Annotated in this window: 15 protein-coding genes; 6 read left to right on the forward strand and 9 right to left on the reverse strand. The window is 63.0% G+C overall.

The genetic code is table 11. The annotated features are described in order from the left end of the window. Window positions 1–28 precede the first annotated feature (28 nt). The 3 genes from ACUXUR_RS06700 to ACUXUR_RS06710 form a co-directional block, all read right to left on the reverse strand. On the reverse strand, window positions 29–1,225 hold the full coding sequence (locus ACUXUR_RS06700; RefSeq protein WP_445501566.1) for a site-specific DNA-methyltransferase: 1,197 nt from the start codon (window positions 1,223–1,225) through the stop codon (window positions 29–31). A gap of 159 nt (window positions 1,226–1,384) precedes the next feature. Beyond that, complete coding sequence (locus ACUXUR_RS06705) at window positions 1,385–2,026, reverse strand: ribonuclease HII (RefSeq protein WP_445501567.1); 642 nt, start codon at window positions 2,024–2,026, stop codon at window positions 1,385–1,387. A gap of 197 nt (window positions 2,027–2,223) precedes the next feature. Then, on the reverse strand, window positions 2,224–3,354 hold the full coding sequence (locus ACUXUR_RS06710; protein WP_445501568.1) for a PA0069 family radical SAM protein: 1,131 nt from the start codon (window positions 3,352–3,354) through the stop codon (window positions 2,224–2,226). 166 nt (window positions 3,355–3,520) lie between these two features. Here ACUXUR_RS06710 and ACUXUR_RS06715 point away from each other — a divergent pair, with 166 nt between their 5' ends. Next, window positions 3,521–4,012 (forward strand): glycosyltransferase family 2 protein, encoded by a 492-nt coding sequence (locus ACUXUR_RS06715; protein WP_445501569.1) that lies wholly within the window; start codon window positions 3,521–3,523, stop codon window positions 4,010–4,012. On the opposite strand, the gene moaB is transcribed toward ACUXUR_RS06715, so the two are convergent. The 4 genes from moaB to ACUXUR_RS06735 form a co-directional block, all read right to left on the reverse strand. Then, entirely contained in the window at window positions 4,013–4,567 is a 555-nt protein-coding gene (gene moaB, locus ACUXUR_RS06720) for a molybdenum cofactor biosynthesis protein B (RefSeq protein ID WP_445501664.1), read from the reverse strand. 133 nt (window positions 4,568–4,700) lie between these two features. Next, a complete protein-coding gene (ypfJ, locus tag ACUXUR_RS06725) occupies window positions 4,701–5,564 on the reverse strand; it encodes a KPN_02809 family neutral zinc metallopeptidase (protein ID WP_445501570.1) in 864 nt (287 codons plus the stop codon). An 86-nt stretch (window positions 5,565–5,650) separates the two neighbouring features. Beyond that, a complete protein-coding gene (locus ACUXUR_RS06730) occupies window positions 5,651–6,493 on the reverse strand; it encodes a uracil-DNA glycosylase (protein ID WP_445501571.1) in 843 nt (280 codons plus the stop codon). Window positions 6,494–6,574: 81 nt separating this feature from the next. Beyond that, window positions 6,575–7,138 carry a methylated-DNA--[protein]-cysteine S-methyltransferase gene (locus ACUXUR_RS06735; RefSeq protein WP_445501572.1) on the reverse strand — a complete coding sequence of 188 codons (564 nt, stop codon included), beginning with the start codon at window positions 7,136–7,138 and terminating at the stop codon, window positions 6,575–6,577. Between the two features lie 258 nt (window positions 7,139–7,396). Between ACUXUR_RS06735 and ACUXUR_RS06740 the strand changes: the two genes are divergently transcribed. The 3 genes from ACUXUR_RS06740 to ACUXUR_RS06750 all read left to right on the forward strand — a co-directional run bounded on the left by ACUXUR_RS06740 (window position 7,397) and on the right by ACUXUR_RS06750 (window position 12,118). Then, window positions 7,397–9,061, forward strand: coding sequence for an electron transfer flavoprotein-ubiquinone oxidoreductase (locus ACUXUR_RS06740; protein ID WP_445501573.1), 1,665 nt, complete (start codon window positions 7,397–7,399; stop codon window positions 9,059–9,061). A 294-nt stretch (window positions 9,062–9,355) separates the two neighbouring features. Next, on the forward strand, window positions 9,356–11,149 hold the full coding sequence (locus ACUXUR_RS06745; RefSeq protein WP_445501574.1) for a tetratricopeptide repeat protein: 1,794 nt from the start codon (window positions 9,356–9,358) through the stop codon (window positions 11,147–11,149). A 96-nt stretch (window positions 11,150–11,245) separates the two neighbouring features. Beyond that, entirely contained in the window at window positions 11,246–12,118 is an 873-nt protein-coding gene (locus tag ACUXUR_RS06750) for a 4-(cytidine 5'-diphospho)-2-C-methyl-D-erythritol kinase (protein WP_445501575.1), read from the forward strand. 64 nt (window positions 12,119–12,182) lie between these two features. Here the strand turns inward: ACUXUR_RS06750 and ACUXUR_RS06755 are convergent, their stop codons facing one another. Then, the gene (locus ACUXUR_RS06755) at window positions 12,183–12,992 is read right to left on the reverse strand and encodes a MetQ/NlpA family ABC transporter substrate-binding protein (RefSeq protein WP_445501576.1); all 810 of its coding nucleotides are present in this window, start codon (window positions 12,990–12,992) and stop codon (window positions 12,183–12,185) included. Between the two features lie 355 nt (window positions 12,993–13,347). Further along, window positions 13,348–14,367, reverse strand: a complete 1,020-nt coding sequence (locus ACUXUR_RS06760) for a polyprenyl synthetase family protein (RefSeq protein WP_445501577.1) — start codon at window positions 14,365–14,367, stop codon at window positions 13,348–13,350. 112 nt (window positions 14,368–14,479) lie between these two features. On the opposite strand from ACUXUR_RS06760, the gene ACUXUR_RS06765 reads away from it, so the two are divergent. Next, complete coding sequence (locus ACUXUR_RS06765) at window positions 14,480–14,704, forward strand: putative signal transducing protein (RefSeq protein ID WP_445501578.1); 225 nt, start codon at window positions 14,480–14,482, stop codon at window positions 14,702–14,704. Beyond that, complete coding sequence (locus ACUXUR_RS06770; RefSeq protein WP_445501579.1) at window positions 14,697–15,437, forward strand: tRNA1(Val) (adenine(37)-N6)-methyltransferase; 741 nt, start codon at window positions 14,697–14,699, stop codon at window positions 15,435–15,437. Before ACUXUR_RS06765 ends, ACUXUR_RS06770 begins: the two co-directional genes overlap by 8 nt. The last annotated feature ends 1 nt before the right edge of the window (window position 15,438 follow it).

Genomic DNA, 15,438 nt, shown 5'->3' on the forward strand with positions numbered 1-15,438 from the left:
TGGCCCTCTTGAGGCTTCGCGAATGGGATCAGGCCGCCAGCTCCGCCCGCACCTTCGTCCGGAACTCATCGATCGAGACGAGCTTGCCGTTCCGCTCTACGTGCCAGAAGGTCCAGCCGTTGCAGGAGGGAAAGCCCTGCGTCAGCGCGCCGATCTTATGGATCGAGCCGACGATGGGGCCAAGCGCCAGCGTGCCGTCGGCACGCACTACGGCCTTGTGGCGACGGCGTTCGTCCACCAGCATTTCGCCAGCCTTCACGTACCCGCCCTCGATGAGCGAGAGGAATGGCACGCGCACTTCGGCGCGCTTTTCCGGCGGAGCGGCAACCGACACGTCATCGAGCGGCTGCACCGCATCGATGCGTGCGCGTGCAGCCTTTGCATAGATCGGATCGCGTTCGAGACCGATGAAGTTGCGCCCCAACATCTTCGCGACAGCGCCAGTCGTGCCGGAGCCGAAGAAGGGATCGAGCACCACGTCGCCCGGGTTGGACGAGGAGAGCAGAACGCGGGCGAGCAATGCTTCCGGCTTCTGCGTGGGATGGACTTTACGTCCGTGCTCGTCCTTCAGACGCTCATCGCCGGTGCAGAGCGGGATGAACCAGTCCGAGCGCATCTGCACGTCTTCATTACCGGCTTTCAGCGCATCGTAATGGAAGGTGTAGCCCTTCGAATCCGCGCTCTTCGAGGCCCAGATCATGGTCTCGTGCGCATTGGTGAAGCGGCGGCCCTTGAAGTTCGGCATCGGATTGGCCTTGCGCCACACGATGTCGTTGAGGATCCAGAAGTCGAGATCTTGCAGGGCTGCGCCCACGCGGAAGATGTTGTGATAGGAGCCGATCACCCAGAGTGTCGCGTTCTTCTTCATCACGCGGCGCACGGCGGAAAGCCACGCGCGGGTAAAGGCATCGTAATCGGCAAAGCTCGCGAACTTGTCCCAGTCGTCGTCGACGGCATCGACGAGGCTCTGGTCCGGACGCGTGAGCGCCTGTTCGAGCTGGAGATTGTAAGGCGGGTCTGCGAAGACCACGTCCACGCTCTCAGGAGGGAGCTTCTCGAGATTGGCGATGCAATCACCGAGAAGAATCTCATTGAGAGGAAGAGACTTCGGCAGGACGGAGAGGGGCGTTTTACGCCCCGTCCGAGGAGCCGGCGCAGACCGCCCGGTACGCGAGACACTGATCCGGGAGGCGGCGCCGGCAGCCCCGGTACGCAAGGTACCCATGGGTGATCACCGGTTACGCAACTGACACTCAGGATCATCGTCCGTTAGGGTAAAGATCAGGTTTCCAGCGCGAAAAAATCGCGTCTTATTTTGGGTCGGCAAAACTTGCCGACTTGTTGAAAAGATTGAGTTTTTTGGGTTAACGCGCGTTAGGTTTGGTTACAGGTCCAGTAACCCTTGTTTAAGCGGCGCAAAACTCAACCGATGGAAGGGACAGGGACCATCGGATGCCAGCACCTGAAGATGCGTTTTCGTGCTGTAGCCCGCATTGCTCGCGAATCCATAAGCCGGATAGGTCTCGCTGAGGCGCGCCATCATGCGGTCGCGCACCACTTTCGCGACGATGGAGGCGGCGGCGATCGAAGCGATGCTCGAATCACCCTTGATGACCGCTTCCGTCGCGCAGGGCAGGCGCGGCGGATCGTTGCCGTCCACAAAGGCCATGTCCGGCGTACAGGGAAGGGCGGCAAGTGCCCGGCACATGGCGAGCAGCGAAGCCTGGCGGATATTGATGGTGTCGATCTCGGCGTGGGACACCGACGCAATGCCCACCTTCGACGTCACCAGGATCTCCGCAAACAGCGCCTCGCGCTTCTGCGCGGTCAGCGCCTTCGAATCCGCCAGACCCTGAGGCACGTTGTCGAGATCGAGCACGACCGCCGCCGAGACGACCGGCCCTGCCAATGGCCCACGCCCCACCTCATCGAGGCCGACGATGCAAGTGTAGCCCTGCGCGCGGGCGGACAGCTCGCGCTCGAGGCCGAGGCCGGTTTTCTTCGGTGAGCGAATCGGTGCGGTCATGGGGTGGATCAAAGCTGCAAGGTCCGCCTTTGTCATCCGCGCTTAATGCCGCCGTTGTATTTCCCTTCTTCGTCATCCCCGCACTTGTTGCGGGGATCCACGTCTTTGATCCGCAGCGCTTCTCAAGGCGTGGATGGCCGGGTCAAGCCCGGCCATGACGGTGAAAGGCCATGACGCAGGAGTCCTTGAAGCGGCTTCTAGAACAAACTCAGCTGCCCCGTCTCCTTGGCCGGTGCCCGGAACAGGTCCTTGCGCAGGGAGAGGTTGCGCTTGTTCAGTCCGAGCCGCTCGCAGGCAGTCTCGAAGCGGCGGCCGATCATCCAAGCATAAGGTCCTACACCCGACTGGCGGGTGCTCCATTCGGAATCGTAATCCTTGCCGCCGCGCGCCTCCTGCAGCAGCGAGAACACGTGCTTGAGCTTGTCGGGATAATGCTCCACCAGCCAGTCACGCATCAGGTCCTTGAGGTCGTGCGGCAGGCGAAGCAGCACGTATCCTGCCTCCTGCGCACCGGCCTGCTGCGAGGCTTTCAAGATCTCTTCGATCTCATGGTCGTTGATGGCCGGAATGATGGGAGCCACCAGAACGCTTACCGGAATGCCGGCCTCCGAGAGTTTGCGCACGGTCTCCAGGCGCTTGGCGGGAGTGGCGGCGCGGGGCTCCATCTTGCGCGCGAGCTTCGGATCGAGGGTCGTGATGGAGATCGCGACTTTGACCAGATGCCTGTCGGCCATCTGGCTTAAGATGTCGATGTCGCGGGTCACGAGCGTCGATTTCGTCACGATGCCGACGGGGTGACTGGCGCGGTTCAGCACCTCCAGGATCGAGCGCGTGATGCGGAATTTGCGCTCCACCGGTTGATAGGGATCCGTGTTCGCGCCGATCGCAATCGTGGTCGGCTGGTAGTTCGGCGCGCGCAGCTCCTTCTCCAGGAGTTCCGCCGCATTGGGCTTGGCGAAGATCTTGGTCTCGAAATCGAGCCCGGAGGACAAGCCCTGATAGGCGTGCGTCGGCCGTGCGAAGCAATAGGAGCAGCCGTGCTCGCAGCCGCGATACGGGTTGATCGACTTCTCGAAGAGAATATCGGGCGAGTCGTTTCGCGTGATGATCGTGCGCGGCTTCTCGATGATCACTTCGGTCGGCAGGGGAGGCAGCTCTTCCTCGATGTCCCAGCCGTCGTTAAAGCTCTCGCGCTGCGCGGGCTCGTAGCGTCCGGACGGATTCGATACCGCTCCCCGGCCCCGGCGGCGGTCCACCTCGACCCGATAGGCCGGATCGTCCATGCGGCGGCGCGCGGCCTCCGCCGCCTCGATGGGTGAGCGTTTCATAGGCCTTGACGGAGCTGGCTGATCCTTGAAACGGATGGACATGACGGCCTCGGGCGAATCTGTAAAAAGAACGGAATAAGAACAGAACAAATACAGAACAAAATCAAGTCGCCCTGATGATGATCTTGCGGGCGACGTTTCCATCCGAAGGGGTTATAAGGGGGATATGATAACCGTTCTCGTCCGTGTCACCCATGGGCCCGAGGCCCTGGCCGCCACTTTGAGCGCTCTCGTGCCCGCCGTTGCGGCGGGGCTCGTGGGCGATGCCGTGATTCTGTCGGCTCGGCAGGACGAGACGTTGGCGAAAGTGGCCGATGCGGCGGGGGCCAGCCTGATCGTGACGGAGGAAGCTTCCTGGATGGACGGCGCGCATGCTGCCCGGCGCGAGTGGCTGCTCTGTCTCGACGATGGCGATATTCCGCAGGAGGGCTGGATCCGGGTTCTTGATCGCTTTGTGGCCCTCGGCTCACCCGAGCGAGGACTTGCCCGCTTCCGCCGTCACGGCTCTGGATTTGTCGGCCTCGTGCGCCGCATCTTCGCGCGCTCGAAGGTTCACGCCGGCGATCTCGTGCACCGCCGTGTGCTGCTCAACGAAGTGAAGGCCCGCACGCCCGTGCGGCTGTCCGCCAGCATCGAGCGCGATCCGGTTTTCGGCTGATCAGCCCTGTAGTTTGCCACGCTTCAGGTGCTCGTCGAGGCGCGGCATGATCTCGACGAAATTGCAGGGGCGGTAGCGGTAGTCGAGTTGGCTTGCGAGAATGCCGTCCCACGCATCCTTGCAGGCCCCTGGCGAGCCCGGCAGCACGAAGATGAAGGTGGCATTCGCCACGCCCGCCGTCGTGCGCGACTGGATCGTGGACGTACCGATCTTCTCATAAGAAACGCGATGGAAGACGGCGGAGAAGCCGTCCATGCGCTTCTCAAACAGGGGCTCGATCGCTTCCGGCGTCACGTCGCGCCCGGTAAATCCCGTGCCGCCCGTGGTGATGATCACGTCGATGGCGGGATCGGCGATCCAGCCTCCCACCTTCTCGCGGATGGCCTCGACGTCATCCGGCACGATGGCGCGATCGCTTAAGCGGTGGCCTGCCTTCGTGATCCGCTCGGCAAGCGTCGCGCCCGACTTGTCATCGTCCAGCGAGCGCGTGTCGGACACGGTCAGCACCGCGATGGACAAAGGGATGAAGGTGAGCGTTTCGTCGATACCGGGCATAGGTTTGAGTTTTGATGAAAGCATCTGCGTCTTTCGTCATACCCGGCCTTGTGCCGGGTATCCACGTCTTATTCTGCAGCAAGTCCAAAGACGCGGATGGCCGGGACACGCCCGGCCATGACGGTGAGCAGCCTTAAAGCCTCGCCGCCCTGAACGTATCGCAGGCCTGAACCTGACCGTTCTTCAGGCCGGTCGTGAGCCAGCGCATGCGCTGCTCCGACGAGCCGTGGGTGAAGGAATCGGGCACCACGCGGCCTTGGCTCTGCTTCTGCAGCCGGTCGTCGCCGATGGCTTCGGCCGCGCGGATCGCTTCCTCGATGTCGCCCTGCTCGAGCGATTGCCAGCGCTGGTTGGAATGATGCGCCCAGACCCCTGCCAGACAATCCGCCATGAGCTCAACGCGGACGGAGAGCTGGTTGCGCTCCGCCGTGCCGACCTCCTGCTGGCGCTCCTGAACGCGCGGGAGAATGCCGAGCAGATTCTCGACATGGTGGCCGACCTCGTGCGCGAGCACATAGGCATAGGCAAAGTCGCCGCCGGCGCGGAAGCGGCGCTGCATTTCCTCGAAGAAGGACAGGTCGATGTAAACGGTCTGGTCGAGCGGGCAATAGAAGGGTCCCATGGCCGATTGCGCGCCGCCGCAGCCCGAGCGCGTCGCGCCGGAGAACAGCACGAGCTTCGGCTCGCGATACTGACGGTTCACCTGCTGGGGCAACACCGTCTTCCATACGTCTTCCGTGTTGCCGAGGATCGCGGCGGCGAAGCGTCCGGCCTCGTCCTGCGGCGTGCCCTGACGGCCCTGTTGTTGCTGATAGCCCGAACCGCCGCCCGCGACCATCTCCGCGCCGCCGATCAGAATGCGCGGGTCGATGCCGAGCGCCCAGCTGATCAGGCCGAGCACTACGATGGTGCCGATGCCGAGACCGCCCGCGCCGCCGATGCCCATGCCGCGACGGTCTTCCACATTGGACGAGGTTCGAAAATCTTCCCAGCGCATGTTCCACCTGCAAGCAGCAGCCTGATTTGCCGCATCAGCTTAAGGCGTAAAAGTATGAACGAGTTCCGAACGTCCTTGGGGAAGGGCTATTCCCTGGCGTCGAGGGCGCGCCGCAGGGCCATGAAGTCCCGCCAGCCGAGACGCTTCTGGAGGGGCTGGCGCAGGAGATAGGCCGGATGCAGGGTCGGCAGTGCGCGGATCTCGCGGCCGTCCTCGGTCTTGTAGGTGAACCAGCGCCCGCGGGTGCGCAGGATTCCGTCCTTCAGGCCGAGCAGGTTCTGGGCCGCAGGGCCGCCGAGGCAGATCAGGAATTCAGGGGATGCCAGCTCGATCTGGCGCGCGATGAACGGCTTGCAGATCGCGACTTCCTGTGGGGTCGGCGTGCGGTTGCCCGGCGGACGCCAGGGGACGATATTGGCGACGTAAACTTGAGAGCGGTCGAGGCCGATGGTGGCGAGCATCCGGTCGAGGAGTTGGCCTGAGCGGCCCATGAAGGGCTTGCCGATCCGATCCTCGTCCGCGCCGGGGGCTTCGCCCACCAGCATCACGCGGCCTTCCGGATTACCGTCGGCAAAGGCCAGGTTCTTGGCGGAGAATTTCAGGGCGCAGCCCTCGAAGCCCGCGAGGATCGTCTCAAGCTCCTCCAGCGACTGCGCATGGCGCGCCTGCTCGCGGGCAAGGCTGGCCACCTCGTCCGGCGCACCGGCGGCGGCCTTCGGCAATGCACGGGGCGGGGGAGGTGAGGCCGGAGAGGACGAAGCGCGGGCCGCCTGACCCTGCGGGGCAGCGCCTTTCGCCTGAGCGGGTTCTGCCTTCGGTTCAGCAAAGCGGTTGTGCGGGGTCTCGTCGAGCGCAAGATCCACCCCCACCTCGACATGAAAGTCGAGGAGCGCCTTCAAAGCATCTCGGTCGGTGGGGGTATTCTGCATGGATCGTATGTAAGCATTCTGGGCCCGATGAACAACTCAGGCCTGCAGGGAGCCGGGAGTTTTCGGAATCCGATCCTGCCGTCAGATCAGGTCGAAGAGCGTCGGGCCCTCGTCGCGCCTGGCGCCTTCGATGGCAAGCAGCCGGCGCTTCGTCATGCTGCCGCCATTGGCCGAGAACCCACCGAGCTTGCCTCCTGCCGCGACAACCCGGTGACAGGGGACGATGACGGCAAATGGGTTTTTCCCGAGCGCCTGACCGATCAGCCGGGCATTGCCGACACCGAGCCGAGACGCGATCTCTCCATAGGTCAGAACCCTGCCGGGTGGGATACTCAGGGCAACCTCGTAGACACGCCGGTGAAGCTCCGGCACGCCTTCCATGTCCAGCGGGACATTAGACAGATCGCGCGCTTCACCCTTCAGCAGAGCGATCACATCTGCGATGATCTGCTGAATATCGGCCGGTGGCGAGGCTTCCGAAATTCCCGGAAAACGCTTTGCTATGCGGCTGCGCGTCTTAGATGCGTTGTCCTCCGGTAACTGCAAACCTACGACACCTCGACCGTTCCAGGCGAGACCGCAGACGCCGATGGGCGTGTCGAAGAGCGTATAAAACGCCTCACGATCGGAGGGATGATCCTGCATGCCTCACTGTAACCCTCCCGGGAGAGGCGGACAACGCGGGATACCTGGAGACCGTCGCTTTTTGTGGATCGGTCCGGTTCCCAAAACACGTGATGATCGGAGTTCGACATAACCTTATGCGGAAAGAGAACTTTCAGCTTCGGCACAATGAAGCTAGGAAAGTTCCAAAGAAGGCTGCACTTGAGAAGTCGGGCGGATTGTTCATATGTAAACGATCTAGCCCTTATGCTTCTTGAAGTTGCGTACAGGAGAACGCTCATGTCCGATCTGCCCGCCCGTGAATCGATGGAGTTCGACGTCGTCATCGTCGGCGCCGGCCCTGCGGGTCTCAGCGCGGCCATCCACCTCAAGCAGCAGGCCGCTCAAGCCGGCGCCGACATTTCCGTGGTGGTGGTGGAGAAGGGCTCCGAGGTCGGCGCCCACATCCTCTCCGGCGCGGTGATCGATCCGATCGGCCTCGATGCCCTCCTGCCGGACTGGCGCAACGATCCGGACCGTCCCTTGAAGACGGAAGTGACGGCCGACGAGTTCATGTATCTCGGTCATGCCGGCGGCATTCGGCTGCCCAACGTGTTCATGCCCAAGCTCATGAACAACCACGGCAACTTCGTCGGCTCGCTCGGCAACGTCGCCCGCTATCTCGGCCGCAAGGCGGAGGAACTGGGCGTCGAGATCTATCCCGGCTTCCCGGCCGCCGAGGTGCTGATCGAGGACGGCAGGGTGGTGGGCATCGCCACGGGTGACATGGGGATTAGCCGCACCGGCGAGCCCAACGCCAACTTCACCCGCGGCATGGAGCTGCGCGCCAAGTACACGATCTTCGGTGAGGGCGCGCGCGGCTCGCTCACCAAGCAGATGGTCGAGCGCTACAAGCTCAACGAAGGCCGCGATCACCAGAAATACGGCATCGGCATCAAGGAGCTCTGGCAGGTCAAGCCGGAGAAGTTCAGGCCCGGCCTCGTGCGCCACTCCATGGGCTGGCCGCTGCCGAACAATGCGGGCGGCGGTTCCTGGCTCTACCATTTCGATGACAATCTTGTCTCCGTCGGCTTCGTGGTGCACCTCAACTACAAGAACCCGACCCTGTCGCCCTTCGACGAATTCCAGCGCTTCAAGACGCACCCGATGGTGCGCGACGTGTTCGAGGGTGCCAAGCGCATCGGCTATGGCGCGCGCGCGATCATGGAAGGCGGCTGGCAGTCGGTGCCGCGCCTCTCGTTCCCGGGCGGCTGCCTTGTCGGCGACAGCGCAGGCTTCGTGAACGTGCCGCGCATCAAGGGCAGCCACAACGCCGTCCTCTCCGGCATGCTCTGCGCCGATCACGTCTTCGCGGCGCTGCAGGCAGGCCGCGCGAACGACGAGGTTGCGTCCTACGAGGAGGCCTGGCGCTCCTCGCCCATCGGCTACGACCTCAAGCGTGTGCGCAACGTGAAGCCGCTCTGGTCGAGATACGGCACGGCGGCGGGCGTGGCGCTGGGCGGCCTCGACATGTGGCTCACCGAGATCTTCGGCTGGTCGCCCTTCGGCACCATGAAGCACGGCAAGCCGGATCATGAGTGCCTGCTGCCGCTCTCTGAGGTGAAGCCGATCAAGTACGACAGGCCCGACGGCGTGCTGACCTTTGACAAGCTCTCGTCGGTGTTTTTGTCCAACACCAACCACGAGGAGGACCAGCCGATCCACCTCAAGGTGAAGGACATGGGCCTGCAGAAGGCCTCGGAATACGAGGTCTATGGCGGCCCCTCGCAGCGCTACTGCCCGGCGGGGGTGTATGAGTGGGTCGAGGACCAGGGGAGCGTGCGCTTTCAGATCAACGCCCAGAACTGCGTCCACTGCAAGACCTGCGACATCAAGGACCCGAACCAGAACATCAACTGGGTCACGCCCGAGGGCGGCGGCGGGCCGAACTACGTCAATATGTAAAGCTATTTACTTTCACCGTCATGGCCGGGCTTGACCCGGCCATCCACGTCTTTTGGACATTGCTGCAGAAGAAGGCGTGGATACCCGGCACAAGGCCGGGCATGACGAAGTATTGGCCTGCCTGTTTATCGCCTTGGCAGTAAGCCAAATTTCCTCCTTCACGAGGCTTTTACGCGCCCAGCGTCAATCTTCCCCTTGCGACCGCTACAGGGAAACGCCATTCTCCGGCCTGATTTGGCGCACATCTCCCCATATCCTTATCCTGAGATGTCGCGATGATTGGAGCCGCGCTTCGTGCCCACGTTCAAATTTCCTTTGGCCCGCAAGGGTTTGCCTGCTTTTGTGTTGATGGCGGCTGGCCTCCTGGCTTCGCCGGCTTTGGCGGTCAATCAGGACCCGAATGAGGTTCTGAGGCCCGCGCAGAGTCTCGAGGGCAACTTCCTGTCTGCCTATGTGGCCGGCTCCGCCCGCGACACGGAGGCCGCGTCTCTGTATTTCCGTGAGGCGATTCAGGAAGATCCGAGCAATCAGGAGCTTCTGGAGCGGGGCTTCGTGGCGTTCCTCGCCAGCGGCTCCATGCAGGAGGCCTACCGGGCCGCCGAGCGCCTGTCGACGCGCGATTCGTCCAATAACTTGGCTCAGTTCGCCCTCGCGGTTCGCGCCCTGAAGGCGCAGAAATATGCCGATGCCCGTGCCCGGCTCTCTAAGGGTGCGCGGGGACGGCAGGCGGATCTGACGGCCACGCTTCTGACGGCCTGGGCCTATGCGGGCGCCAAGGACGGCAAGCAGGCCCTGGCGACGGTCGATAAGCTCAAGAGCGAGCGGGCCTTCAACCAATTCCGGGAATACCATGCGGCGCTGATCGCTGACGTGGTGGGCAATGCCGCCGAGGCCGAGAAGCGCTTCAAGGCGGCCTATGAGGGCGAGCGCAACACGCTTCAGGTGGTGGATGCCTATGGCCGCTTCCTGGCCAAGCGCGGCAAGAAGGACGAGGCGATTGCCGTCTACAAGGCCTTCGACGAGCTGGCCCCGCGCCATCCTATCGTCAAGGCGGCCCTGAAGGCGCTTGAAGAGAACAAGCCCCTCACACCGCTTGTCACCAACGCACAGGAAGGCGCCGCCGAGCTGCTCTACGGCCTCGGCGTGGTGGGCAATACTCAGGGAGACGAGCTGACGGCGATCATCTATCTGCAGCTCGGTCTCGACCTGAAGCCGGACCATCCCCTGGCCCTCATCACTCTCGGTGATGTCTATGAGCGCCTGAAGCAGTTCGAGCGAGCCAACGCAATCTTCGACCGCGTGCCGAAGGACTCTGCCGTGCGCACGAGCGCCGATATTGCCATCGGCCAGAACTATGAGCAGATGGATCGCGGCGAGGATGCCATGGCCTATCTCGACAAGCTCATGAAGGAGCGTCCGGACGATGTCGAGGTCGTCATGGCGCTGGGCAATGTGCAGCGCTCGCGCAAGAAGTTCGCGGAAGCAGCCGAGACGTATGCCAAGGCCATCGAGCTCGTCGGCACGCCGCAGCGCGGCCACTGGATCCTCTTCTTCTATCGCGGCACGTCCTATGAGCGCGCGAAGCAGTGGGACAAGGCCGAAGCCGATCTGAAGAAGGCGCTGGAGCTGGTGCCCGATGGCCTGCCCGCCGGCAGGGCGCAGGTGATGAACTATCTTGCCTATTCCTGGGTCGACCGGAACGAGAATATCGACGAAGCCTTCAAGATGCTCACGAAGGCGGTCGAACTCGCGCCGCGCGATGGCATGATCATCGATTCCCTCGGCTGGGCCTATTACCGTCTGGGCCGCTACGAGGACGCCGTGCGCGAACTCGAAAAGGCCGTGGAACTGAAGGCTGGCGATCCGACGATCAACGATCACCTTGGCGATGCCTATTGGAAGATCGGTCGCAAGATCGAGGCGAAGTTCCAGTGGGACCACGCGAAGAACTCGAATCCCGAGCACGAAGATCTGGTGAAGATCCTTCGCAAGATCGACTACGGTCTCGACGAGGTGGAGAAGAACCCGGCGGCAGCCGAGAGCACGCCTGCTCCGACACCAACTCCGGCTGCACAGAACGGCGGTTAAACACCGACATTCTTCTGAAATGGCCGGGTTCTTCCCGGCCATTTCTTTTCCAACCTCACTCTTTCCATCCCTCCTTCTCTCGGGCATGGAAGGGGCATGTCGCAGCCTCTCGCCACTCGCGCGCCCGCCAAGATCAACCTGACGCTCCACGTCCTCGGGCGCCGGGCGGATGGCTACCATGAACTCGAAAGCCTCGTGGCCTTTGCCGATGCAGGTGATGATCTGCAACTCGCTCCGGGACTTCGTCTTTCCCTTGATGTCAGCGGCCCGACAGCGGCACTTGCGGGTCACGATGCGGATAACCTCGTCCTGAAAGCGGCCAGGTTGCTGGCAGAGCGCGTCGAGGGGCTTAAAGCCGGGGCCTTTCGCCTGATAAAGCGTCTGCCCGTGGCCGCCGGGATCGGTGGAGGATCGTCTGATGCGGCCGCCGCCTTGAGGCTGCTGGCTGAGCTCAACGATCTGCCGCTGTCACATCCTGCCGTGCGCGAAGCGGCCTGTTCGACGGGTGCCGATGTGCCGGTCTGCCTTGAGCCCAGAGCGCGCATGATGCGTGGGACCGGAGAGGAGCTTGGCCCCGCGCTGACGTTGCCGCCTCTCTTTGCCGTGTTGGTCAACCCCCGTGTGCCGGTCGAAACGCCTTCCGTTTTCAAATCACTCGGATTGCGGCCTGGGCAATTCCTGGGCGGTGCGCAGCATCCCGTCCTGGAGATGACGTCTGCCCATTCCCTGCTCGGAGGTCTGAGAACCGCACGGAATGATCTCGAGCCGCCTGCTCTCGGTGTGCAGCCCGTGATCGGGAAGGCGCTTGAACTCGTCGCCCGGACCGAGGGCTGCCGCCTTGCACGCATGTCGGGCTCGGGCGCGACGGTCTTCGGATTGTATGAGGATTCTCAAAGCGCGGCGGATGCGGCTCGCTTCATTCTCGACAGGAGACCGGATTGGTGGGTGGAGGCGACGGGCCTTCACTGAACCGCATGAAAAACCGGGCCATCCTGCGATGGCCCGGCTTCTCTTTTTTAATCGATCTTCGCTTTTACCAAGCCGGGATGATGGCGCCCTTGAAGCGCTCTTCCAGGAACTTCGCGACTTCGGGGGACTGGTAGGATTCCACGAAGGTCTTGATCTCCGGGCGGTTCTCGTCGCCTTGGCGGGCCGCGATGAAGTTCGCGTAAGGATTGCCCTCCCGCGTCTCGACCGCGATGGTGTCCTTGCGGATATCGAGACCGGCATTGAGCGCATGGTCGGTGTTGATGACAGCCGCATCGAGGTCGGGCAGGGCGCGGGGCAGTTGCGCGGCGTCGAGTTCGGAGAACTGCACGTTCTTCGAATTTTCGGCGATGTCGAGCAGGCTCGGCGACAGGCCCTTCCCGTCCTTCAATTTGATGATGCCCTGAGCTGCGAGCAGATTGAGCGCACGGCCGCCGTTGCTCGGATCGTTCGGGATGCCGATCTTCGCGCCCTTCGGCAAGTCGGCGACGGATTTCACCTTTGTCGAGTAGAGGCCGATCGGCTGCACGAAGGTGAAGCCCACGGGCACGATCTTGTAGCCGCGCGCCGCGATCTGCGCATCGAGATAGGGCTTGTGCTGGAAGGCGTTGGCGTCGAGGTCCTTACGATCCAGCGCCTCGTTCACGAGGGCATAATCGGAGAAGGGCACGAGTTCGACGTTCAGGCCCTTGGAGGCAGCCACCTTCTTGACGACCTGCGCGACCTCTTCCTCGGCACCGGACATGACGCCGACCTTGATGCTCTTCTGCTGAGCGGCAGCAGGCAGCGCCGCAGCGAGAACGGCGCCAAGCGCAAAGGTCGCGGACAGAATCGTGCGACGGGTGAAAACGGACATGGGAGTACCTTTCAGGCAAAAGACGTCTCGGCTTCAACACGAAGCCGGAGATGTGGTTCGGGAAGGGAGAGAAGATCAGGCCTTGAGGCGACAACACCGCTCAGCCCGTGAAGGCTGTGGGGTTGGCATGAATGCCATTGCGGAGATAAGTCGCATCATAGCCCGTCGATCCTCGTGAACCACGAGGCGGAGGCCGCTCGTGGCGCTTTAGCCTTTGGTCACGCGGGGCAAGCTGCTCGTCTCAAATCACCGCGGCCTTGAGGTGGTGTGGGCCGCCTCGAGACAGGAAGGGTTTTATATCGGCTGACCTTTATGTCAACCAGTTTGTTCTGTATAAAGAACAAGCCTGCTATGCTTAGTATGCTCGGGCAATGCAGAAATCGACTGCGTCCAGCAGGGCCTGTTTCATCGGACTGGACGGGAAGAGGGCAAGCGCATCGCGGGCCATGGAGCCATAGTGACGAGCGCGCTCGACAGTGTCCTCCAGCGCCTTGTGGCGGCGCATGATGGCAATCGCCTGTTCAAGGTCGCCATTCTCGATATCGCCCTGCTCGAGCACACGCTTCCAGAAGGCGCGCTCTTCCGCCGAGCCGCGGCGGAAGGAGAGGACGACGGGAAGCGTGATCTTACCTTCGCGGAAATCGTCACCCACATTCTTGCCGAGCGTCGCCGCCTTGCCGCCGTAATCCAGCGCATCGTCCACGAGCTGGAAGGCGATGCCGAGATTCATGCCGTAGGAGCGGCAGGCGGCCTGTTCGGCCTTGGGACGATTGGCGATCACAGGGCCGACTTCGCAGGCGGCGGCGAAGAGCTCCGCCGTCTTGCCGCGGATCACGGCGAGGTATTCGTCTTCCGTCGTCTCGGTGTTCTTGGCGGCGGCGAGCTGCATGACCTCGCCCTCCGCGATCACGGTCGCGGCGGCGGAGAGAATATCGAGGGCGCGAAGAGAGCCCACTTCCACCATCATTCGGAAGGCCTGGCCGAGCAGGAAGTCGCCCACGAGGACGCTCGCCTCGTTGCCCCACTTGATGCGGGCGGCGATCTTGCCCCGGCGCATGTCGCTTTCGTCCACCACGTCGTCATGGAGGAGGGTGGCCGTATGCATGAACTCGACGGAGGCCGCGAGCTTCACATGGCCGTCGCCCTGGTAGTCGGAGAGACCGGCCGTCGCGAGGGTGAGCATGGGGCGAAGGCGCTTCCCGCCCGAGGAGATGAGGTGGTTCGCCACCTCCGGGATCATGGTGACCTCGGACCCCGTGCGCGACAGGATCATCGCATTGACCCGCTGCATGTCGGCGGCCACAAGAGAGACGAGCTTCTCGATGCCCGCATTCTTGTCAGGATGCTTCTCTTCGAACGGAACGACGACGCCCACGTCTCAAACCCGGGTTGCCGGCCGGCATGGCCGGTAGGAATATCATTCACCGTGGCATGGCATTTTCCATGCTGCAATGCAAACGCTTACCGCAGAGGAAGGTTGTCCGCCGATGGTCGAAATCGTCCGCACCAACGATCTCGTTCTGGTCGGCTTCCTACAATCCTTATTGGAGAACGCCAATATCCCTGTTCTTGTCGCGGACATGCATATGAGTGCTCTCGAGGGCATGATCGGCGCCTTCCCCCGGCGGCTTCTGGTGCCAGATGATGACGTCGCTCAGGCGCGCCGCCTCATCCGTGAGGCGGGTCTCGAAGGCGAGCTGCGTCATGAATGAAATCACAAAGGATTGTCTGTTGGGTGGGCGCGTGCACCTGGCTCAGCCTGCCAAAGGGCACCGGGCCGGCACGGATGCCGTGCTCCTGGCCGCTTCCGCGCCCGTCAAAGCGGGAGACAGGGTCCTGGATGTGGGCGCAGCCACCGGCGCCGTCGGCCTCATGGTCGCGGCGCGGGAAAGAGGCGCGCGCTTCGCCTTCGTGGAGCGGGACATCCACCTTGCCGAACTCTGCCGCCGAAACTGCCGGGAAAACGATGTTGAGGCCGAGGTTTTCGTGGCCGATCTCCTGAACAAGGCTTCGCGCCAAGAAGCGGGCCTTCATCCCGAATCCGCCGAGCTCGTGCTGACCAATCCGCCCTTCCTCGACGAAGGGCAGGCGCGAATCTCGCCCGACCCGGGGAGGGCGGCGGCCCACGCGCTTCCCTCAGGAGGATTGAAGGCTTGGCTCAAGGTCTCCTTGAGCCTGCTCAAGCCGAAGGGGCATTTCGTCCTGATTCACCGGGCCGATCGCCTCGCCGAGTGCCTGGACGGGCTGAACGGTCCTTTAGGGGGAACCGCGCTCCGCTTCGTGCATCCGAGCGCCGGGAAGCCTGCCATCCGGGTCCTGATCTCAGGCACCAAGGGCAGTCGCGCTCCGTTGCAGATCCTGCCACCCGTTATTCTCAACGGGCCGGACGGGCGTTTCACGGCTCAGGCCCAGGCGCTGCATCTGGGAGAGGCCGATCTCCTATGAA

It is taken from the genome of Microvirga medicaginis (genome assembly GCF_052658925.1).